18 protein-coding genes are annotated in these 20,657 nt (G+C 60.7%); 4 read left to right on the top strand and 14 right to left on the bottom strand.

The annotated features are described in order from the left end of the window. Positions 1 to 84: 84 nt before the first annotated feature. Both ASG55_RS10550 and ASG55_RS10545 read left to right on the top strand, forming a co-directional pair. Positions 85 to 663, top strand: coding sequence for a DUF6436 domain-containing protein (locus ASG55_RS10550; protein WP_056786241.1), 579 nt, complete (start codon positions 85 to 87; stop codon positions 661 to 663). A 102-nt stretch (positions 664 to 765) separates the two neighbouring features. After that, the gene (locus ASG55_RS10545; protein ID WP_056786240.1) at positions 766 to 3,177 is read left to right on the top strand and encodes a penicillin acylase family protein; all 2,412 of its coding nucleotides are present in this window, start codon (positions 766 to 768) and stop codon (positions 3,175 to 3,177) included. Between the two features lie 200 nt (positions 3,178 to 3,377). On the opposite strand, the gene ASG55_RS10540 is transcribed toward ASG55_RS10545, so the two are convergent. The 7 genes from ASG55_RS10540 to ASG55_RS10510 all read right to left on the bottom strand — a co-directional run bounded on the left by ASG55_RS10540 (position 3,378) and on the right by ASG55_RS10510 (position 11,735). Next, the gene (locus ASG55_RS10540) at positions 3,378 to 4,268 is read right to left on the bottom strand and encodes an ABC transporter permease subunit (protein WP_056786237.1); all 891 of its coding nucleotides are present in this window, start codon (positions 4,266 to 4,268) and stop codon (positions 3,378 to 3,380) included. After that, positions 4,265 to 5,146: an ABC transporter permease subunit gene (locus ASG55_RS10535; protein WP_177180879.1), complete on the bottom strand. Its 882-nt coding sequence runs from the start codon at positions 5,144 to 5,146 to the stop codon at positions 4,265 to 4,267. Before ASG55_RS10535 ends, ASG55_RS10540 begins: the two co-directional genes overlap by 4 nt. 35 nt (positions 5,147 to 5,181) lie before the next feature. Beyond that, complete coding sequence (locus ASG55_RS10530) at positions 5,182 to 6,324, bottom strand: ABC transporter ATP-binding protein (RefSeq protein ID WP_016772662.1); 1,143 nt, start codon at positions 6,322 to 6,324, stop codon at positions 5,182 to 5,184. Between the two features lie 63 nt (positions 6,325 to 6,387). Then, positions 6,388 to 7,485, bottom strand: coding sequence for a polyamine ABC transporter substrate-binding protein (locus ASG55_RS10525; protein WP_038860901.1), 1,098 nt, complete (start codon positions 7,483 to 7,485; stop codon positions 6,388 to 6,390). Positions 7,486 to 7,671: 186 nt separating this feature from the next. After that, the gene (locus ASG55_RS10520) at positions 7,672 to 8,784 is read right to left on the bottom strand and encodes a polyamine ABC transporter substrate-binding protein (protein ID WP_039757472.1); all 1,113 of its coding nucleotides are present in this window, start codon (positions 8,782 to 8,784) and stop codon (positions 7,672 to 7,674) included. A gap of 171 nt (positions 8,785 to 8,955) precedes the next feature. Further along, positions 8,956 to 10,320: an aspartate aminotransferase family protein gene (locus ASG55_RS10515; RefSeq protein ID WP_056786233.1), complete on the bottom strand. Its 1,365-nt coding sequence runs from the start codon at positions 10,318 to 10,320 to the stop codon at positions 8,956 to 8,958. A gap of 56 nt (positions 10,321 to 10,376) precedes the next feature. Next, the gene (locus ASG55_RS10510; protein WP_056786231.1) at positions 10,377 to 11,735 is read right to left on the bottom strand and encodes a glutamine synthetase family protein; all 1,359 of its coding nucleotides are present in this window, start codon (positions 11,733 to 11,735) and stop codon (positions 10,377 to 10,379) included. Between the two features lie 728 nt (positions 11,736 to 12,463). Here ASG55_RS10510 and ASG55_RS10505 point away from each other — a divergent pair. Further along, the gene (locus ASG55_RS10505) at positions 12,464 to 13,840 is read left to right on the top strand and encodes a glutamine synthetase family protein (RefSeq protein WP_016772657.1); all 1,377 of its coding nucleotides are present in this window, start codon (positions 12,464 to 12,466) and stop codon (positions 13,838 to 13,840) included. Between the two features lie 284 nt (positions 13,841 to 14,124). Then, positions 14,125 to 14,757, top strand: a complete 633-nt coding sequence (locus ASG55_RS10500; RefSeq protein ID WP_041476873.1) for a TetR/AcrR family transcriptional regulator — start codon at positions 14,125 to 14,127, stop codon at positions 14,755 to 14,757. 161 nt (positions 14,758 to 14,918) lie between these two features. Here the strand turns inward: ASG55_RS10500 and ASG55_RS10495 are convergent, their stop codons facing one another. The 7 genes from ASG55_RS10495 to ASG55_RS10465 form a co-directional block, all read right to left on the bottom strand. After that, on the bottom strand, positions 14,919 to 15,134 hold the full coding sequence (locus ASG55_RS10495; RefSeq protein WP_003229256.1) for a TOBE domain-containing protein: 216 nt from the start codon (positions 15,132 to 15,134) through the stop codon (positions 14,919 to 14,921). Between the two features lie 29 nt (positions 15,135 to 15,163). Further along, complete coding sequence (gene ssuB, locus ASG55_RS10490; protein WP_056786228.1) at positions 15,164 to 15,970, bottom strand: aliphatic sulfonates ABC transporter ATP-binding protein; 807 nt, start codon at positions 15,968 to 15,970, stop codon at positions 15,164 to 15,166. Continuing rightward, the gene (ssuC, locus tag ASG55_RS10485) at positions 15,967 to 16,749 is read right to left on the bottom strand and encodes an aliphatic sulfonate ABC transporter permease SsuC (protein WP_056786226.1); all 783 of its coding nucleotides are present in this window, start codon (positions 16,747 to 16,749) and stop codon (positions 15,967 to 15,969) included. The genes ssuB and ssuC overlap by 4 nt, the downstream gene beginning before the upstream one ends. A gap of 9 nt (positions 16,750 to 16,758) precedes the next feature. Further along, positions 16,759 to 17,907 (bottom strand): FMNH2-dependent alkanesulfonate monooxygenase, encoded by a 1,149-nt coding sequence (gene ssuD, locus ASG55_RS10480; RefSeq protein ID WP_016772653.1) that lies wholly within the window; start codon positions 17,905 to 17,907, stop codon positions 16,759 to 16,761. 25 nt (positions 17,908 to 17,932) lie between these two features. Continuing rightward, positions 17,933 to 18,907, bottom strand: a complete 975-nt coding sequence (locus ASG55_RS10475) for a sulfonate ABC transporter substrate-binding protein (protein WP_041476876.1) — start codon at positions 18,905 to 18,907, stop codon at positions 17,933 to 17,935. Positions 18,908 to 18,996: 89 nt separating this feature from the next. Further along, positions 18,997 to 19,590, bottom strand: coding sequence for an NADPH-dependent FMN reductase (gene ssuE / locus ASG55_RS10470; RefSeq protein ID WP_016772651.1), 594 nt, complete (start codon positions 19,588 to 19,590; stop codon positions 18,997 to 18,999). A 315-nt stretch (positions 19,591 to 19,905) separates the two neighbouring features. Continuing rightward, positions 19,906 to 20,544, bottom strand: a complete 639-nt coding sequence (locus ASG55_RS10465; RefSeq protein ID WP_041476878.1) for a peroxiredoxin — start codon at positions 20,542 to 20,544, stop codon at positions 19,906 to 19,908. Between the last annotated feature and the right edge of the window lie 113 nt (positions 20,545 to 20,657).

Here is a 20,657-nt window from a genome sequence, read left to right as displayed (position 1 = left end):
CGGTAAACGGACTTTATCGGCCTGCGATATTCATCTGTCGGAGCAAGCATGGCAAGCTAGCCAACCTTTTCAGATTCCGAAATCATGCGTTCGCCCTACCGCACCGCACTGTTCGCCAGCCTGCTCGCGCTGATCTGCGCCGGGGTGCTGTGGGCGGCATATGACTGGTTTCAGGGCCGCTATCTGCGCGCGTTCAGCGAACATACGGCGGTATTTTCCGGTGACCCGCTGCGCCTGCCGGACAACCTCGCCGGGCCGGGAAATATCCGCCTCGTGCACTTCTGGGACCCGGCCTGTCCGTGCAATGTCGGCAATCAACAGCACCTGAGCGAGATGGTCGAACAGTTCGGCGCGCGTGGCGTGGAGTTCTTCGCCGTGCAAAAGCCCGGCAGCCACGGCCAGTTGCCCGCCACCCTCGCCAGCCTGAAAACCATCATCGTCCTGCCCGGCGCCGAACAGATCCCCGCCAGCCCTGCCGTGGCGATCTGGGATCGCAGCGGCAAACTCGCCTACTTCGGCCCGTACAGCGAAGGCTTGACCTGCAACTCCAGCAACAGCTTTATCGAACCGATCCTGCATGCCCTGACGGAAGATCGCCCGGTCAATGCTACCCACACCTTGGCGGTGGGTTGTTATTGCCCATGGCCGGCGGACGCGAAGTAAGGCATTCCGGACTTTTCAAGGACAGCGCTGCACCGCACAGATGCTCTGTGCTAAATGTTTGCAGCCCGACGGGTGGCCTTCCCGCCTGCACAAGGAGTCACCATGAAGCGTGCGTTGATCGTCGTTGCCTTGCTCATCGTTGTCCTGCTCGGCGCCGCCGGCGGGTATATCTACAGCAAGCAGCCGACGCGCCAGGGCCAGATCGAGCTGCGCAACCTGCAAGGCTCGGTGACCGTGCGCTATGACGAGCGCGGTGTGCCGCATATCCGCGCCGAGAACGAAACCGACCTCTATCGCGCCCTCGGTTATGTGCACGCGCAGGATCGTCTGTTCCAGATGGAAGCCATGCGCCGCCTCGCCCGGGGCGAGCTGGCCGAAGTGCTAGGGCTGAAACTGCTCGACGCCGACAAGCTGTTCCGCAGCCTGCGCATTCGCGAGCGCGCGGCCAGTTACGTCGCCAGCCTCGACAAGCAGTCGCCGGCATGGAAGGGCCTGCAAGCCTATCTGGATGGCATCAACCAATATCAGGACACCCACGCCGCGCCGATCGAGTTCGACGTGCTGGGCATCCCCAAGCGGCCGTTCACGGCCGAAGACAGCATCAGCGTCGCCGGCTACATGGCCTACAGCTTTGCCGCTGCGTTTCGCACCGAGCCGCTGCTGACCTACGTGCGCGATCAGCTCGGCGCCGATTACCTCAATGTCTTCGATCTCGACTGGCAGGCCAAAGGCGTTCTGGTCACCGATCACACCCGGCACGCACCGGCCCTCGCCGCCGGCGACTGGCAGGACCTCACCGCCCTCGCCCGCCTCAGCGAACAGGCGCTGCTCGACAACGGCCTGCCGCAGTTCGAGGGCAGCAACGCCTGGGTGATTGCCGGCAGCCGCAGTCAGAGTGGCAAGCCATTGCTGGCCGGCGATCCGCATATCCGTTTCTCGGTGCCGTCGGTATGGTACGAGGCGCAGTTGTCGGCGCCGGGTTTCGAGTTGTACGGCCATCATCAGGCACTGGTGCCGTTCGCGTTTCTGGGACACAACCTCGATTTCGGCTGGAGCCTGACCATGTTCCAGAACGATGACCTCGATCTGATCGCCGAGAAGGTCAATCCGGCCAACCCCAATCAGGTCTGGTATCGCGGCCAGTGGACCGAGATGCTCGTCACCGAACAACAGATCAAGGTAAAGGGGCAGGCGCCGGTGACCCTCACCTTGCGCCAGTCCCCGCACGGGCCAATCGTCAACGATGCTCTTGGCAGTGCTGCCGGCAAAACCCCGATTGCGATGTGGTGGGCCTTCCTCGAAACACCCAACCCGATCCTCGACGGCTTCTACCAGCTCAACCGCGCCGACACCTTGGCCAAGGCCCGCGCGGCAGCGGCCAAGGTGCAGGCGCCGGGCCTGAATCTGGTGTACGCCAACGCCAAAGGCGATATCGCCTGGTGGGCCTCGGCCCTGCTGCCCAAACGTCCGGCCGGGGTGAAACCGGGCTTCATCCTCGACGGCAGCACGCCCGAGGCGGACAAGGACGGCTACTACCCGTTCAGCGCCAACCCGCAGGAAGAGAATCCGGCGCGCGGCTATATCGTCTCGGCCAACTTCCAGCCCGTGTCGCCGACCGGCATGGAGATCCCCGGTTACTACAACCTTGCCGATCGTGGTCAGCAGCTTGACCGTCAGCTCAGCGACAACCGGGTGAAGTGGAGCAACGAGGCCAACCAGCAACTGCAACTGGGCACGGCGACCGGTTACGGCCCGCGTCTGTTGGCGCCACTGTTGCCGGTGTTGCGTGAGGTGGTGAGTGATCCGGCGCAGCTGAAACTGGTCGAGCAACTGGCGCAGTGGCCCGGCGACTATCCGCTGAATTCGATCAGCGCGACGGTGTTCAACCAATTCCTCTACGACCTTGCCGATGCGGCGATGCGCGATGAGTTGGGCAACGACTTCTTCGAAACACTGCTGTCGACGCGGGTGATCGACTCCGCGCTGCCACGCCTGGCGGCCAAGGCGGACTCACCGTGGTGGGACAATCGCAGCACGCCGGCCAGAGAAACCCGCGCCGATGTCGTGCGCACGGCGTGGGCGGCAAGCATGGCGCATCTGAAACTGACCCTCGGCGATAACGTGGCCGGTTGGCAGTGGGGCGCGGCGCACACCCTGACTCACGGCCATCCGCTGGGGCAGCAGAAGCCGCTGGATCGCCTGTTCAACGTCGGCCCGTTCGCGGCGCCGGGCAGCCACGAAGTGCCAAACAACCTCTCGGCGAAGATCGGCCCGGCGCCATGGCCGGTGACCTATGGACCGTCGACGCGGCGTCTGGTGGATTTTGCCGATCCGGTCCATAGCCTGACGATCAATCCGGTCGGCCAGAGTGGCGTGCCACTGGACAGTCACTATGACGATCAGGCCGAGGCGTATGTGGAGGGGATTTATGTGCAGGCGCATTTCAGCGAGGAAGAGGTGCTGGCGAATACGCGCAGTACGTTGAAGCTGTTGCCTGCGCGGGCTGCGCAATAGATTGATGCCGTCTCGACCGGCCCTTTCGCGAGCAAGCTCGCTCCCACAGGAGATTGCATTCCAAATGTGGGAGCGAGCCTGCTCGCGAAAGCGCTGTGTCAGCCGGCATCGGAGTCGACTGACACTCTGTCTTCGCGAGCAGGCTCGCTCCCACATTTACAACCAGGTTGGCCGCAGGGTTGAGGCCAACCTGATATTGCTTAGGCCGCTTCCGGCGCTGGCGCGCGGCGTGCGTCCGGTTGTTTCCACGAATCGGCGGCGCTTTCTTCGATGGCTTGCTGGATGGCTTTCTTGCGTGCTTCTTCGGCGCGGCGGCTGAAGAACCAGACGAGGAAGGTCACCAGCGACACCGCCAGCAGAATCAGACTGGCCACGGCGTTGATCTCCGGCTTCACGCCCAGGCGCACGGCCGAGAACACTTCCATCGGCAGCGTCGTCGAACCCGGGCCGGAAACGAAGCTCGCCAGCACCAGGTCATCCAGCGACAGCGCGAACGACATCATGCCGCCTGCCGCCAGTGATGGCGCGATCATCGGGATGGTGATCAGGAAGAACACCTTCCACGGCCGCGCACCCAGGTCCATCGCCGCCTCTTCGATCGACAGGTCCAGCTCACGCAAACGCGCCGACACCACCACCGCCACATACGCCGCGCAGAACGTGGTGTGCGCAATCCAGATGGTGACGATCCCGCGCTCCTGCGGCCAGCCGATCATCTGCGCCATGGCCACGAACAGCAGCAACAGCGACAGACCGGTGATCACTTCCGGCATCACCAGTGGTGCAGTCACCAGGCCACCGAACAGCGTACGGCCCTTGAAGCGGGTGATACGGGTCAGCACGAACGCGGCCAGGGTACCCAGTGCCACCGCAGCAACCGCGGTGTAGCAGGCGATTTCCAGCGAGCGCAGCACCGAGCCCATCAGTTGCGAGTTGTCGAGCAGGCCGACATACCACTTGATCGACCAGCCGCCCCACACCGTCACCAGTTTCGAGGCGTTGAACGAGTAGATCACCAGGATCAGCATCGGCAGATAGATGAAGATCAGACCCAATACCAGCATCAGGCTGGAGAAACGGAAGCGCTTCATTCTTTACCCTCCATTTCCTTGGCCTGACTGCGGTTGAACAGGATGATCGGCACAATCAGGATCGCCAGCATCACCACCGCCAGGGCGGACGCCACCGGCCAGTCGCGGTTGTTGAAGAATTCTTGCCACAGCACCTTACCGATCATCAGGGTTTCCGGGCCGCCGAGCAGTTCCGGGATCACGAACTCGCCGACCACCGGAATGAACACCAGCATGCAGCCGGCAATGATGCCGTTCTTGGACAGCGGAATGGTGATTTTCCAGAAGCTGTTGAAGGTGCTCGACCCCAGATCAGACGCGGCTTCCAGCAGACTCTGATCATGCTTCACCAAGTTGGCGTACAGCGGCAGGATCATGAACGGCAGGTACGAATAGACAATCCCGATGTACACCGCCAGGTTGGTATTGAGAATCTGCAGCGGCTCGTCGATCAGGCCCATGCTCATCAGGAAGCCGTTGAGCAGGCCGTTGTTGCTGAGGATGCCCATCCACGCGTAGACGCGGATCAGGATCGCCGTCCAGGTCGGCATCATGATCAACAGCACCAGCACCGTTTGCAGCTCTTTGCGCGCGCTGGCGATGGCGTAGGCCATCGGATAGCCGATCAGCAGGCAGAGCAAGGTGCTGATAAAGGCCATTTTCAGCGAGCCGAGATAGGCAGCGATGTACAACTCGTCGTCACCAAGCAACGCGTAGTTGCCCAGGTTCAGCAGCACTTGCAGCTTCTGCTCGGCGTAGGTGTAGATCTCGGTGTACGGCGGGATCGCCACGTCGGCTTCGGCGAAGCTGATCTTCAGAACGATGAAGAACGGCAGCATGAAGAACAGGAACAGCCAGATGAACGGCACCCCGATGACCAGCTGCCGGCCATTGGGGATGATTCGGTTTATACGGCGTTTGAATTTGCGCATGTTCATGAGCGAAGTACCACGCCGCTATCGTCTTCCCACCACACGTAGACCTGATCGCCCCAGGTCGGACGCGCGCCGCGACGTTCGGCGTTGGCGACGAACGACTGCACCAGTTTGCCGCTCGGCAATTCGACGTAGAACACCGAGTGCCCGCCCAGATAAGCGATGTCGTGGACCTTGCCGCTCGACCAGTTGTACTCGCAGGTCGGCATGTCGGCGGTGACCAGCAGTTTTTCCGGGCGAATCGCGTAGGTGACCGACTTGTCCTGCACCGAGGTACTGATGCCGTGGCCGACGTAGATCTGCCGGTCGAGGTCCTTGCAGGTGATGGTCGCGTGGCCTTCGGCGTCGTCGATCACTTCGCCTTCGAAGATGTTGACGTTGCCGATGAATTCGCAGACCAGACGGCTGGTCGGGGTTTCGTAGATGTCAATCGGGCTACCAATCTGCGCAATCCAGCCCAGGTGCATGATCGCGATGCGCTCGGCCATGGTCATGGCCTCTTCCTGGTCGTGGGTCACCATCACGCAGGTCACGCCGACGCGCTCGATGATTTCCACCAGTTCCAGCTGCATCTGCGAACGCAGCTTTTTGTCCAGTGCGCCCATCGGTTCGTCGAGCAGCAACAGCTTCGGCCGCTTGGCCAGCGAACGGGCCAGGGCCACGCGTTGACGCTGGCCGCCGGACAGTTGATGCGGCTTGCGCTTGGCGTACTGGCTCATCTGCACCAGCTTGAGCATCTCGGCCACGCGGGCGTCGATCTCGGCCTTGGGGATCTTGTCCTGCTGCAAGCCGAAGGCAATGTTCTGCGCCACGGTCATGTGCGGGAACAAAGCGTAGGACTGGAACATCATGTTGATCGGACGGTCGTACGGCGGCATGTCGGTGATGTCGACGCCGTCGAGGAAAATCCGCCCTTCCGTGGGCCGTTCGAAGCCTGCCAGCATCCGTAGCAAGGTGGATTTGCCCGATCCCGAACCGCCGAGCAGAGCAAAAATTTCGCCCTTCTTGATTTCCAGGGACACGTCGTCCACGGCAATCGTCTCGTCGAACTTCTTCGTGACCCGGTCGATTTTGACCAGCACCTGTTTTGGTGTCTGGTCGCCCTCGAGGGCTTTCTTGTAGGCGCCGGAGGCAACTGCCATTTACGAAACTCCCAACAGAAGCAGCAGTTCGCCCCGCAAGACGAACCCTGGATAGTTTGTGCGTTATTTGCCCGACTTGACCTTGGTCCAGCTACGGGTCATCAAACGCTGAATATTGGCTGGCAACTCGGTCGACACGTAGGTCTTGTCGAGGACTGCTTGCGGTGGGTAAACCGCTTCATCGGTGCGAATGGATTGTTCCATCAGCTTGTCCGAACCCGGATTGGGGTTGGCGTAACCGACGTAATCACTGACCTGGGCGATCACCTCAGGTTTCAGCAAATAGTTGATGAAGGCGTGGGCCTCTTTGACGTTGGACGAATCCTTGGGGATCGCCAGCATGTCGAACCACAGCGCGCCGCCCTCTTTCGGGATCGAGTAGGCGATGTTGACGCCCTTCTTGGCTTCCTCGGCACGGTTCTTCGCCTGGAAGATATCGCCGGAGAAACCGATGGCCACGCAGATGTCGCCGTTGGCCAGATCGCCGATGTACTTCGACGAATGGAAATAGGTCACGTAGGGACGCACCGCGAGCAGCTTGGCGGTGGCCTTTTCGTAGTCCTTGGTGTTGGTGCTGTTGGCGTTCAGGCCCAGGTAATTGAGCATGGTCGGCATCATTTCGTCAGCCGAATCGAGGAACGCGACACCGCAGCTGTGCAGCTTCTTGATGTTTTCCGGCTCGAACAGCACGGCCCAGGAATCGATCTTGTCGATACCCAGCACAGCTTTGACCTTGTCGACGTTGTAGCCGATGCCGTTGGTGCCCCACAGATACGGTACGGCGTAGAGGTTGCCGGGATCGTTCTGCTCCAGGCGCTTGAGCAGCACCGGGTCGAGGTTGGAATAATTGGGCAGCTGCGCCTTGTCGAGCTTCTGGAACGCGCCCGCCTTGATCTGCTTGCCAAGGAAGTGGTTCGACGGCACGACCACGTCATAACCGGTGCGCCCGGCGAGCAGCTTGCCTTCCAGGGTTTCGTTGGAGTCGAAAACGTCGTAGACCGGTTTGATCCCGGTCTCTTTCTCGAAGTCGGCCAGGGTCGATTCGCCGATGTAATCGGACCAGTTATAAATATGCACCGTACCGGCGGCCTGGGCTCCGACAGCGATTGTCAGGCCGGCAGCGGCCAGCAGGGCTTTGCGCAAAGAAGAAAATACAGGCAAGTGGAGGTCCTCTAAATTGATTGGGCCCAAGTTGCCCCGCGCTGCATGACAGCCATGGCTGCCCGACAACAAAACCGGCGCGCAACTTACCCTCGAAAAACCGATCCAGCAAAACTTTCTGTCATTTAATTATCCGCTGGCCGCCGTCGCGACGACGACGGCCAGCGGTTGTGGCGACAAACCGGCTTATTTGCCCGATTTGATCTTGGTCCAGCTGCGGGTGATCAGACGCAGTGTGGCGGCGTCCAGATCGCTGATCGCATAGAGCTGCTTCTTCACTTCAGCCGAAGGATAGATGCTCGGGTCGCTGGTGATGTCCTTGTCCACCAGAGGCGTTGCCGCCTTGTTGCCGTTCGGGAAACGCACGGCGTTGGTGATGCCGGCCATCACTTGCGGCTCCAGCAGGTAGTTCATGAACTTGTAGGCGGCTTCGACGTTTTCGGCATCCTTGGGAATGGCGACCATGTCGTAGAAAGTACCGGCGCCTTCTTTCGGAATGGTGTAGGCCAGCTTGACCTTGTCACCGGCTTCCTGAGCGCGGGTCTTGGATTGCTCGAGGTCACCCGAGTAACCGACGGCGACGCAGATGTTGCCGTTGGCCAGGTCGGAGATGTACTTGGAAGAGTGGAAGTAGGCGACCGAAGGACGGATCTTCAGGAACAGGTCTTCGGCGGCCTTCAGATCAGCCTTGTCCTTGCTGTTGGTCGGCTTGCCCAGATAGTGCAATGCCGCCGGAATCATTTCGGTCGGGGCATCGAGGAAGCTCACGCCGCAGCTTTTGAGTTTCTCGATGTTTTCCGGCTTGAACACCACGTCCCACGAATCGATCTTGTCGATACCCAGCGCAGCCTTGACCTTGGCCGGGTTGTAGCCGATGCCGATCGAGCCCCACATGTACGGGAAGGCGTGTTTGTTGCCCTGGTCGCTGGCGTCGCCAACGGCCTTGAGCAGGTCTTCGTCGAGGTTTTTCCAGTTAGGCAGCTTGGACTTGTCCAGCTCCTGGTAAACGCCGGCCTTGATCTGCTTGGCGAGGAAGTTGTTGGAAGGCACCACGATGTCGTAACCGGACTTGCCGGCCAGCAGCTTGGCTTCCAGGGTTTCGTTACTGTCGAAGACGTCGTAGACGACTTTGATCCCGGTGGCTTTCTCAAAGTTGGCCACGGTGTCCGGCGCGATATAGTCGGACCAGTTGTAGACGTGCAGCACCTTGTCGTCCGCGTGCACCGCACCCGCCATCATGCCCGCCATGGACAGCGCGAGCAGAGTCTTGCCAGCTAGCTTTTTACCTAATGCCTTCATGCGTCATGCTCCAAATTTTTCTTTTTTGAACCACTTTGTTCAGCGGCCGAACCCGGACAACTGGAACCGCGGCTAGTCTGGCAAGATCCGAGGCGGTCTTTCAACAAAAGACCAGCCTTTCTGACAGCTTTGAGCGAGTGCGCCGCAGCTCCCACGCCCAAAGCCTAGCACCTAGGCCTGCAGCGCATTGAGGGTCAGGTCCAGACACTTGCGTGCTTTTGTAACCAGCTCATCGATCTCGGCTTTGCTGATCACCAGCGGCGGCGCGATGATCATGGTGTCGCCGACTGCGCGCATGATCAGGCCGTTGTCGAAGCAGAACTGCCGGCAGATCATGCCCACGCCCTTGCCTTCGTAACGCTTGCGCGTGGCCTTGTCCTGCACCAGCTCGATCGCCCCCAGCAGACCGACGCCGCGAACTTCACCTACCAACGGGTGATCATTCAGCTCGCGCAGACGTTTCTGCAAATACGGTGCCGTTTCGTTGTGGGCGTTCTCGATAATTTTTTCGTCGCGCAGGATGCGGATGTTTTCCAGGCCCACCGCTGCTGCCACCGGGTGCCCGGAGTAAGTGAAGCCGTGGTTGAAATCGCCGCCTTCGTTGAGCACGGCCACCACCGAATCACGCACGATCAATCCGCCCATCGGGATGTAGCCGGAGGTCAGGCCCTTGGCGATGGTCATCATGTCAGGCGCAAGGTCGTAGAAATCGCTACCGAACCACTCACCGGTACGACCAAAACCGCAGATCACTTCGTCGGCGACGAAGAGGATGTCGTACTTGGCGAGGATTTCCTTGATGCGCGGCCAGTAGGTGTCGGGCGGAATGATCACGCCGCCGGCACCCTGAATAGGCTCGGCAATAAAGGCACCGACGTTGTCGACGCCGACTTCGAGAATCTTCTCTTCGAGCTGATTGGCCGCCCAGATGCCGAACTCTTCCGGCGACATGTCACCACCCTCGGCGAACCAATACGGCTGGGCGATGTGGACGATGCCCGGAATCGGCAGGTCGCCCTGCTCGTGCATATAAGTCATGCCGCCGAGGCTCGCGCCGGCCACGGTCGAACCGTGATAACCGTTCTTGCGGCTGATGATGACTTTCTTGTTCGGCTGGCCTTTGATCGCCCAGTAGTGACGGACCATGCGCAGCATGGTGTCGTTGCCTTCGGAGCCGGAGCCGGTGAAGAACACGTGGTTCATGCCTTCTGGCGCCACTTCGGCGATCGCCTTGGCCAGTTCCAGCGCCGGCGGGTGGGCAGTCTGGAAGAACAGGTTGTAGTACGGCAGCTCGCGCATCTGTTTGGCGGCGGCATCGGCCAGTTCATCGCGACCGTAACCGATCGCCACGCACCAGAGGCCAGCCATGCCGTCGAGGATCTTGTTGCCTTCGCTGTCCCACAGATAAACGCCCTTGGCGTTGGTGATGATCCGCGGGCCCTTCTCTTTCAGTTGCTTGAAGTCGCTGAACGGGGCCAGGTGGTGATCGCTGCTCAGCGCTTGCCACTCACGGGTTTGCGGGTTGTTGCTGGTCATGCCAATTCTCCTTGTTATCGGTGAAGGCGCGACGGCTGGCCGCCGCGCCCGGCGTATCAGACGGCGAAGAGCAGGTACTCACGCTCCCACGAACTGATCACGCGCTTGAAGTTTTCATGCTCGGCCCGCTTGACCGCGACGTAGCCGGTGATGAAGGTCTTGCCGAGATACTTCTCGATGGTCGCGCTGTTTTCCATGCGCTCCAGCGCGTCTTCGATGGTCAGCGGCAGGCGCAGGTTGCGGCGCTCGTAACCACGGCCGACCACTGGCGCGCTCGGGTTCAGGCCCTCGACCATGCCGATGTAACCGCAGAGCAGACTCGCGGCGATCGCCAGGTACGGGTTGGCGTCGGCGCCCGGCAGACGGTTTTCCACGCGGCGGTTCTGCGGGCCGGCATCCGGTACGCGCAGGCCGACGGTACGGTTCTCTTCGCCCCACTCGACGTTCACCGGTGCCGATGTGTCCGGGAGGAAGCGGCGGAACGAGTTGACGTTCGGCGCGAACAGCGGCAACAGCTCGGGGATCAGCTTCTGCAAGCCACCGATGTGGTGCAGGAACAACTGGCTCATGGTCCCGTCTTCGTTGGAGAAAACGTTCTTGCCGGACTGAATGTCGATGATGCTCTGGTGCAGGTGCATGGCGCTGCCCGGCTCACCGGTCATCGGCTTGGCCATGAATGTCGCAGCGACATCGTGCTTGAGCGCGGCCTCGCGCATGGTGCGCTTGAACACCAGAATCTGATCGGCCAGCGACAGGGCGTCACCGTGACGGAAGTTGATTTCCATCTGCGCGGTGCCGTCTTCGTGGATCAGCGTGTCGAGGTCCAGCTCCTGTAATTCGCACCAGTCGTAGACGTCTTCGAACAGCGGGTCGAATTCGTTGGCCGCTTCAATGGAGAACGACTGCCGGCCAATTTCCGGACGGCCCGAGCGGCCGATCGGCGGCTGTAACGGATAGTCGGGGTCGTCGCTGCGCTTGGTCAGGTAGAACTCCATTTCCGGCGCCACGATTGGCTGCCAGCCCTTGTCGGCATACAGCTTCAAGACTTTCTTGAGGACGTTGCGCGGCGACAGCTCGATCGGGTTGCCTTGCTTGTCGTAGGTGTCGTGGATCACCTGCGCGGTCGGCTCGATCGCCCACGGCACCAGGTACACGGCGTTCTGGTCGGGGCGGCAGATCATGTCGATGTCGGCCGGGTCGAGCAGTTCGTAATAGATGTCGTCTTCGACGTAGTCGCCGGTCACGGTCTGCAGCAGCACGCTCTCCGGCAGACGCATGCCTTTCTCGGCGATGAACTTGTTGGTCGGCGAAATCTTGCCCCGGGTAATACCGGTCAAGTCGCCGATCATGCATTCGACTTCTGTGATCTTGCGGTCTTTCAACCAATCGGTGAGCTGGTCGAGGTTGTTACTCATAAATGCCTCTGGGCTGAGTCTCCTGACGCGATGTCAGGCAATTTTGACGCTTGCGGCGTCGCGTTAAAGGGGGCTTGCTCGCGCAGTGCCGGCTTACGCCTGGCACCGCGCATAGACAATGAAAGAGGAGCTTACCTGCCCTTGACGCTGGCGTTGCATTTCCCGTGCACTTTGCAAACGTGCAGAATCACAAGCATGACGCTGAGTGCGGCACGGGCTTTGGGAGGGAAAGAGTTCTATAGTGAAAGGAGACGCCATAAAGCGGATGCTGTGCCCGACGTCCAGAATATCGGACGCTGCCGTTTTGCCGGATGTTGACGAGAGTCTCGTCAACAGGCTGCGCGCCTTGCTGGCTGCGCTACGGACGGATTGATCGCCACTGATGTGATGAGCATGCAGACCGGACTGTTGCGAGCAGTCGGTGATGCCGATTAACGGCAGGCGAGACATGAAGCACCCCGGTATTATTGCTGTTATGGGTTTGACCGGAGCTTAGCCTTGTTCATTTTTTTACACAACACCCCCGTAAAAAATACAACACGGCCTGCTCAAGCCCGCAGCTGAGCAACGTTCAAGGTTTGAAAAAACGCCCCAAAGTGCCCCATAAATGCCCTTCAAGCGCTTTTTCGGGGCAAAAAAGGCCTCGCTTGACTTCGGCAGGCCGTTCGGGTTGACTGAAACCAGAAAAGATCAATGATTGATATTTTTAACAACAAAGGTGTTGCATCATGTCGGTACCCCCGCGTGCCGTTCAGCTTAACGAAGCGAACGCGTTCCTTAAGGAACATCCTGAGGTTCTGTACGTTGACCTTCTGATTGCGGATATGAATGGTGTGGTGCGCGGCAAGCGCATCGAACGCACCAGCCTCCACAAGGTTTACGAGAAAGGCATCAACCTGCCGGCCTCTCTATTTGCTCTGGATATCAATGGCTCCACGGTGGAAAGCACCGGGCTGGGCCTGGACATCGGCGACGCCGATCGTATCTGCTATCCGATCCCCGATACCCTGTGCAACGAGCCATGGCAGAAGCGCCCGACCGCGCAGCTGTTGATGACCATGCACGAACTCGAAGGCGATCCGTTCTTCGCCGATCCCCGCGAAGTGCTGCGCCAGGTGGTGACCAAGTTCGACGAGCTCGGCCTGACCATCTGCGCCGCCTTCGAACTCGAGTTCTACCTGATCGACCAGGAAAACGTGAACGGCCGTCCACAGCCGCCACGCTCGCCGATCTCCGGCAAACGCCCGCACTCGACTCAGGTCTACCTGATCGACGACCTCGACGAATACGTCGACTGCCTCCAGGACATTCTGGAAGGTGCCAAAGAGCAAGGCATCCCGGCCGATGCGATCGTCAAGGAAAGTGCCCCGGCGCAGTTCGAAGTGAACCTGCACCACGTCGCCGACCCGATCAAGGCCTGCGACTACGCGGTCCTGCTCAAGCGTCTGATCAAGAACATCGCCTACGACCATGAAATGGACACCACCTTCATGGCCAAGCCGTATCCGGGCCAGGCGGGCAATGGTCTGCACGTACATATTTCGATTCTGGACAAAGCCGGCAAAAACATTTTTGCCAGCGAGGATCCCGAGCAGAACGCCGCGCTGCGTCACGCGATCGGCGGTGTGCTCGAGACCCTGCCGGCGCAGATGGCTTTCCTCTGCCCGAACGTCAACTCCTACCGTCGCTTCGGCGCGCAGTTCTACGTACCGAACTCGCCGTGCTGGGGCCTGGACAACCGCACCGTGGCGATTCGCGTACCAACCGGTTCTGCCGATGCCGTACGTATCGAGCACCGCGTGGCCGGCGCCGACGCCAACCCGTACCTGCTGATGGCTTCGGTACTGGCCGGCGTGCACCACGGCCTGGTCAACAAGATCGAACCGGGCGCGCCTGTCGAAGGCAACAGCTACGAGCAGAACGAACAGAGCCTGCCGAACAACTTGCGCGATGCCCTGCGCGAGCTGGACGACAGCGAGGTGATGGCCAAGTACATCGATCCGAAGTACATCGATATCTTCGTTGCCTGCAAGGAAAGCGAGCTGGAGGAGTTCGAACACTCCATCTCCGACCTTGAGTACAACTGGTATCTGCATACCGTTTAAACGGTTTGCAGCTTCAAAAAACGCCGTTGGCTGATTCAGCCACCGGCGTTTTTTTATGGCCGAACACAAAACCTGTGGCGAGGGGATTTATCCCCGTTGGGTTGCGAAGCAGCCCCAAATCCATCCCACTCGGTGTGTCAGGAATACCCGGCTCTCAGGGTTTACGACTGCTGCGCAGCCGAACGGGGCGGTGCGACGTTTCGCTAAATCCCCTCGCCACAGGGTACTGGCAGACAACACCTGAACCGCCTCGTACAATGCCCGCTGCCCCGCAGGAGACTTCCATGACGCGTCCCGCCACCGTCCGCAAACCCCGTGCCCGCAGTCAGGCGCGGATCGATTCGATCCTCGATGCCGCACGCACGTTGCTGGCGGCCGAGGGCGTGGCCAGTCTGTCGATCTACAGCGTCGCCGAACGCGCGCAGATTCCGCCCTCTTCCGTGTATCACTTTTTCGCCAGCGTCCCGGCGCTGCTCGAAGCGCTGACCGCCGATGTCCACGCAGCCTTCCGCGCTTGCCTGCAAGCACCGATCGATCATGATGCCTTGCGCGACTGGCGAGATCTGTCGCGACTGGTCGAACAGCGCATGCTCGAGATCTACGACGAAGACGCAGCCGCGCGGCAATTGATCCTGGCGCAACATGGCCTGACCGAAGTCACCCAGGCCGACCGCCAGCACGACCTCGAACTGGGCGACCTGATGCACAAGCTGTTCGACCAGCATTTCGAGTTGCCGAGGCTGCCGGACGATGTCGATGTGTTTGCCCTGGCGATGGAACTGGGCGACCGGGTTTATGCACGTTCGGTGCAGCAGCACGGGCAGATCACCCCGCGCATGGCCGAGGAAGGGATGCGCGTGTTTGATGCCTATATCGGGTTGTACCTTCCGCCGTATCTACCCAAAAGAAATCTCTAGCGCATGCACCGGCCCTTTCGCGAGCAGGCTCGCTCCCACATTTGAAATGCGTTCCCCTGTGGGAGCGAGCCTGCTCGCGAAAGCCGCGCCGCCGAATCCGCGACAGGCACAAAAAACCCCGCAGGGCTCACACCCTCCGGGGTTGTTTTTTGCTCACCGGCTCACAACTTGGCGATGGACACCTCGGTGGATTTCACAAAGGCGATCACCTCACTGCCGACCACCAGCTCCAACTCTTTCACAGAACGGGTGGTGATCACCGAAGTGACGATGCCCGAAGCGGTCTGCACGTCGATTTCCGACAGCACGTCGCCGAGGACGATTTCCTTGATCGAGCCTTTGAACTGGTTGCGCACGTTGATGGCTTTGATAGTCATGGCATTGATTCCTGTCGTTGATAAAGGTGTTATTGCGCCCAGCGCAGTTGCGTAGGCAGGGGTGAAACGGGTTCCGGCGCCGGCGGTTCGCCGGGCTGGGACAGAACACGGTTGAGCACTTCGGCTTCCAGTGCGGCGAGGCGATGCGAGCCACGCACCCTGGGGCGCGGCAGTTCGACGTGCAGGTCGAGACCGACTTCGCCGTCCTCGATCAGGATCACCCGATCGGCGATCGCCACCGCTTCACTGACGTCATGGGTCACCAGCAGCACGGTAAAACCGTGTTGCTGCCACAGCCGTTCGATCAGTTGCTGCATCTCGATGCGGGTCAGTGCATCCAGTGCGCCGAGCGGTTCGTCGAGCAGCAGCAGACGCGGCTGGTGAATCAGCGCCCGGGCCAGCGCGACGCGCTGCTTCTGGCCACCGGACAACGCCGCCGGCCATTCATTGGCGCGATCGGCCAGGCCCACTGCTTCCAGTGCGTCCAGCGCTTGCTGGCGCCAGTTGCCCTTGAGGCCGAGACCGACGTTGTCGATGATCTTTTTCCACGGCAGCAGCCGCGCTTCCTGGAACATCAGCCGCGTATCGTCGCGCGCCTGGCTGAGCGGCGCGGAACCGGCCAGCAGCTCGCCGCCAGTCGGTTGATCGAGGCCGGCGAGCAGGCGCAAAAACGTGCTCTTGCCACAACCGCTGCGCCCGACCACGGCGACAAACTGCCCCGCCGGAATGTGCAGATCGATGTCACGCAACACTTGGCGTGAGCCGAAGGTCTTCTGCAGGTTGCGCACCGCCAGCGGAATCCCGCGCAACAGGCGTGGAGGTTGTTGAGCAGTCATGCCGCACCTCCCTTGGCAACCTGATAGGCCGGGTGCCAGCGCAGCCACACACGCTCAAGTCCACGGGCGGCGAGGTCGGCAAGTTTGCCGAGCACCGCGTAAAGCAGGATCGCCAGCACCACCACATCGGTCTGCAGGAATTCGCGGGCGTTCATCGCCAGATAGCCGATACCGGAGCTGGCCGAGATGGTTTCAGCGACGATCAGCGTCAGCCACATGAAGCCCAAAGCGAAGCGCACGCCGACCAGAATCGACGGCAACGCACCCGGCAGAATCACCTGCCAGAACAGGCTGAAACCGCTCAGGCCATAACTGCGCGCCATCTCCACCAGCGCCGGGTCGACGTTGCGGATACCGTGGTAAGTGTTGAGGTAAATCGGGAACAAGGTGCCCAGCGCCACGAGGAAAATCTTCGCTGACTCGTCAATGCCGAACCACAGGATCACCAGCGGAATCAGCGCCAGATGCGGCACGTTGCGAATCATCTGCACCGAGCTGTCGAGCAGGCGTTCGCCCCACTTCGACAGGCCGGTGATGAAGCCCAGCACCAGGCCGATGCCGCCGCCGATGGTGAAACCGAGTGCTGCGCGCCAGCCGCTGATCGCCAGGTGTGTCCAGATCTCGCCGCTGCGCACCAGACTGACGCCGGCTTCGATCACCGCCACCGGTGCCGGCAGAATCCGCGTCGACAACCAACCGGCCGACACCGACAACTGCCACACCGCCAGCAGCAACACCGGCAACGCCCAGGGCGCGAGGCTGTGGATAAATTTGTTCATGGCCGCGCCTCAGCTCTGCGATGCGGCTTTGGGCAGAATGTCGTTGGCGACCATCTCGCCGAACGGGCTGACATAGCCAGCGCTCTTCGGCAGTTCCGGGCGCTCGACGTCGAGGTGCGGGAACAGCAGCTCGGCCACCCGATACGATTCTTCGAGGTGTGGATAACCGGAGAAGATGAAGGTGTCGATGCCCAGATCCGCATATTCCTTGACCCGCGCTGCCACGGTCGGGCCATCGCCGACCAGCGCCGTACCGGCACCGCCACGTACCAGACCGACACCAGCCCAGAGGTTCGGGCTGACTTCGAGGTTGTCGCGGCTGCCGCCGTGCAGCGCGGCCATGCGTTGCTGGCCGACCGAATCGAAGCGCGCCAGCGAAGCCTGGGCACGTTGGATGGTGTCGTCGTCCAGATGCGAGATCAGCCGGTCCGCTGCCTGCCAGGCTTCGGCGTTGGTTTCACGGACGATCACATGCAGACGAATGCCGAAGCGCACGGTGCGGCCGAGCTTGGCGGCTTTGGCGCGCACTTGTGCGATCTTCTCGGCCACCGCGGCCGGCGGCTCGCCCCAGGTCAGAACCATTTCCACTTGCTCGGCGGCCAGATCCTGCGCCGCTTCCGAAGAGCCACCGAAATACAGCGGCGGACGCGGTTGCTGGATCGGTGGATAGAGCAGCTTCGCGCCTTTCACGCTGATGTGCTCGCCATCGTAATCGACGGTTTCGCCTTCCAGAACACGGCGCCAGATGCGGGTGAACTCCACCGAGGCCTGATAGCGTTCTTCATGGTTGAGGAACAGACCATCGCCAGCCAGTTCCTCCGGATCGCCACCGGTGACCAGATTGAACAGCGCACGCCCGCCGGACAAACGATCCAGCGTCGCTGCCTGGCGCGCCGCGACCGTCGGGGAGATGATCCCGGGGCGCAGGGCGACCAGAAACTTCAGACGCTGGGTCACTGGAATCAGCGAGGCCGCGACAAGCCATGAGTCTTCGCAGGAACGCCCGGTCGGAATCAGCACCCCGCCAAAACCCAGACGGTCCGCCGCTTGCGCGACTTGCTGCAAATAACCGTGATCAACCGCGCGGGCGCCTTCGGCGGTGCCAAGGTAATGGCCGTCGCCGTGGGTCGGCAGGAACCAGAAGATATTGAGGCTCATGGAGTGGTCTCCTTGTGGATTCGAATTACTGGGCTTGGGAGCTTTGGGCCACAGCGGCCGGCGGGGTCCAGATCACATCCTTGATGCTCAACGGCTTGGGAATCAGCTTGAGCTGGAAGAACGTGTCGGCGATTTTCTGTTGCGCAGCGACCACTTCCGGGGTCAGGAACAGCGCGCCGTAGCCCTGGCGTTTCACCGAGGTCAGGGTGATGTCCGCCGGCAGGCCGAGCAGCGGCGCGACCTGTTGCGTCACGTCTTCGGGATTGGCTTTCGACCATTCACCAACCGCGCGCACCTCTTCGACGAGGGTCTTGATCACCTCGGGATTTTTCTGCGCGTAAGGTTTTGTGGCCAGATAGAACTGATGGTTGTCGACGATGCCTTTGCCGTCGCGCAGGGTGTGCGCTTGCAGTTGTTTCTCGGCAGCGGCCTGATACGGATCCCAGATGACCCAGGCGTCGACACTGCCACGTTCGAACGCAGCGCGAGCATCGGCCGGCGGCAGGAACACGGTCTGAATATCGCTGTACTTGAGGCCGGCGTCTTCCAGTGCACGCACCAGCAGGTAGTGCACGTTGGAGCCTTTGTTCAGGGCGACTTTCTTGCCTTTGAGGTCGGCCACCGATTTGATCGGCGAGTCTTTCGGCACGAGGATCGCTTCGCTGTTCGGCGCTGGCGGTTCATAGGCGACGTAGAGCAGATCCGCGCCAGCGGCCTGGGCGAAAACCGGTGGAGTTTCGCCGGTCACGCCGAAATCGATCGAGCCGACGTTGAGGCCTTCGAGCAGCTGCGGGCCGCCGGGGAATTCCGTCCATTGCACGTCGACGCCTTGCGCCGCCAGACGTTTTTCGAGCGTGCCTTTGGCTTTCAGCAGCACCAGCGTGCCGTACTTCTGATAACCGATCCGCAATGTCTCGGCTTGAGCTTGGGTGATGGCGCCGAAGGTGACAGCCGCAGCAAACAGAGCGACCAGACCACGACGCAAAAATACAGTGCGCATAGCGCTCTCCTTTTTGCTGTTGGGTTGTGGCTGCACCTGCTTGCCCGTTGGCGGGCGAGTAAGGCCAGTACTTCAAATTTCGATAAGGCTTAAATGCTCCAGCGAGCACTCAACAAACGTTCGTTCAGCAGGCCTGGCTCCAGCGGTTTCGGCCGGCGCGCCATGGCGCCGATGAACTGGTCCAGGGCCTCGTGTAACCGTTGCTCCAGGGCCGGCGCCAGTTGCGCGGCGGCACTGCCTTCGCCGTAAGCGATCTGGCTGTCCTCGGCGAAAATGCCCTGAAGCATCTCTTGGGCCTTGAGTGCCGACAGCACAGGCTTGAGGGCGTAATCGACCACCAGCATGTGGGCGATGCTGCCGCCCGTGGCCATCGGCAAGACAACCTTGTGGTTCAAAGCACGCTCGGGGAGCAGATCCAGCAGGGTCTTCAGCGCTCCGGAAAACGAGGCCTTGTACACCGGCGTGGCGATCAGCAGGCCATCGGCGTTTGCGATCTGTTGCAGCAGGTCGAGGACCTTCGGACTGTCGAAGCGCGCGTGGAGCAGATCCTCGGCCGGGAAGTCCCGCACCTGATAACTCACCACTTCCACCCCTTGCTGTTGCAACCAGCGTTGCGAACGCTCCAGCAGCACCCCGGAACGGGAGCGCAGGCTGGGGCTGCCACCGAGTGAGACGACCAGCATTGCAGATTCCTTTAAGCGTTACAGGCGATTCGCAGGCTGCGATCTCGCTTCAATGGCAGTGACCTTACCAGCTGATTTATATATCCATAAATCATATTTATTCATTTGGTTATGCGTTTAAGAAATATGAAGATAAGCAGAATCCAGGCGAAAAAAAAGGCCGTCGAAACGGCCGAAATTCCCCTGCGTTGTGATTCTGGATTCTCAAGTGCCTGGACTGACGCCTTCGCGAGCAGGCTCGCTCCCACAGGGGAATGCATTGCAAATGTGGGAGCGAGCCTGCTCGCGAAAGCGGCGGTGACTGCACCACAAATCTTATTTGTTCGGCTGCGGCGTCAGGCGCAGGTAGGGCTTCACCGCGCGATAGCCTTTTGGGAAGCGCTGCTTGATCTCATCTTCGTCCTTGAGCGACGGCACGATCACCACCTCTTCACCGTCCTGCCAGTTAGCCGGTGTGGCGACTTTGTAGTTGTCGGTGAGTTGCAGCGAGTCGATCACCCGCAGAATCTCGTGGAAATTACGCCCGGTGCTCGCCGGGTAGGTGATGGTCAGACGGATCTTCTTGTTCGGGTCGATGACGAACAGTGAACGCACGGTCAGCGTGTCATTGGCGTTCGGGTGGATCAGGTCGTAGAGATCGGAGACCTTGCGATCGGCATCGGCCAGGATCGGGAAGTTGACGATAGTGTTCTGGGTTTCGTTGATGTCCTCGATCCACTTGTGGTGCGAGTCCACCGGGTCAACCGACAGCGCGATGGCCTTGACGCCGCGTCGGCTGAATTCATCCTTGAGCTTGGCGGTGAAACCCAGCTCGGTGGTGCACACCGGAGTGAAGTCCGCCGGATGGGAAAACAGCACGCCCCAGCTATCGCCCAGCCATTCGTGAAAACGAATCTTGCCGGCGCTGGAGTCCTGTTCGAAATCGGGGGCGATGTCGCCGAGTCTGAGGCTCATGGTGCTGCTCCTGATGAGGGATGGGAGACAACAACTGTAGCTCGGGATCGATCAGCGTGAAAAAGAATAAATAACTAGATATCTAGATCATTAGTGAATATTAAACATCTGTT

Origin of the sequence: Pseudomonas sp. Leaf434, from assembly GCF_001425545.1 — a bacterium.
GTDB lineage: Bacteria > Pseudomonadota > Gammaproteobacteria > Pseudomonadales > Pseudomonadaceae > Aquipseudomonas > Aquipseudomonas siliginis.
Note: the sequence above shows the minus strand (reverse complement) of the source record. Positions and strands in the feature narration are given on the sequence as shown.

Coding starts and splice junctions, on each gene's coding strand:
- ASG55_RS10550 (WP_056786241.1), top strand. CDS start 85: ATGCGTTCGCCCTACCGCACCGCACTGTTCGCCAGCCTGCTCGCGCTG.
- ASG55_RS10545 (WP_056786240.1), top strand. CDS start 766: ATGAAGCGTGCGTTGATCGTCGTTGCCTTGCTCATCGTTGTCCTGCTC.
- ASG55_RS10540 (WP_056786237.1), bottom strand. CDS start 4,268: ATGAAGCGCTTCCGTTTCTCCAGCCTGATGCTGGTATTGGGTCTGATC.
- ASG55_RS10530 (WP_016772662.1), bottom strand. CDS start 6,324: ATGGCAGTTGCCTCCGGCGCCTACAAGAAAGCCCTCGAGGGCGACCAG.
- ASG55_RS10520 (WP_039757472.1), bottom strand. CDS start 8,784: ATGAAGGCATTAGGTAAAAAGCTAGCTGGCAAGACTCTGCTCGCGCTG.
- ASG55_RS10515 (WP_056786233.1), bottom strand. CDS start 10,320: ATGACCAGCAACAACCCGCAAACCCGTGAGTGGCAAGCGCTGAGCAGC.
- ASG55_RS10510 (WP_056786231.1), bottom strand. CDS start 11,735: ATGAGTAACAACCTCGACCAGCTCACCGATTGGTTGAAAGACCGCAAG.
- ASG55_RS10505 (WP_016772657.1), top strand. CDS start 12,464: ATGTCGGTACCCCCGCGTGCCGTTCAGCTTAACGAAGCGAACGCGTTC.
- ASG55_RS10500 (WP_041476873.1), top strand. CDS start 14,125: ATGACGCGTCCCGCCACCGTCCGCAAACCCCGTGCCCGCAGTCAGGCG.
- ASG55_RS10495 (WP_003229256.1), bottom strand. CDS start 15,134: ATGACTATCAAAGCCATCAACGTGCGCAACCAGTTCAAAGGCTCGATC.
- ssuB (WP_056786228.1), bottom strand. CDS start 15,970: ATGACTGCTCAACAACCTCCACGCCTGTTGCGCGGGATTCCGCTGGCG.
- ssuC (WP_056786226.1), bottom strand. CDS start 16,749: ATGAACAAATTTATCCACAGCCTCGCGCCCTGGGCGTTGCCGGTGTTG.
- ssuD (WP_016772653.1), bottom strand. CDS start 17,907: ATGAGCCTCAATATCTTCTGGTTCCTGCCGACCCACGGCGACGGCCAT.
- ASG55_RS10475 (WP_041476876.1), bottom strand. CDS start 18,907: ATGCGCACTGTATTTTTGCGTCGTGGTCTGGTCGCTCTGTTTGCTGCG.
- ssuE (WP_016772651.1), bottom strand. CDS start 19,590: ATGCTGGTCGTCTCACTCGGTGGCAGCCCCAGCCTGCGCTCCCGTTCC.
- ASG55_RS10465 (WP_041476878.1), bottom strand. CDS start 20,544: ATGAGCCTCAGACTCGGCGACATCGCCCCCGATTTCGAACAGGACTCC.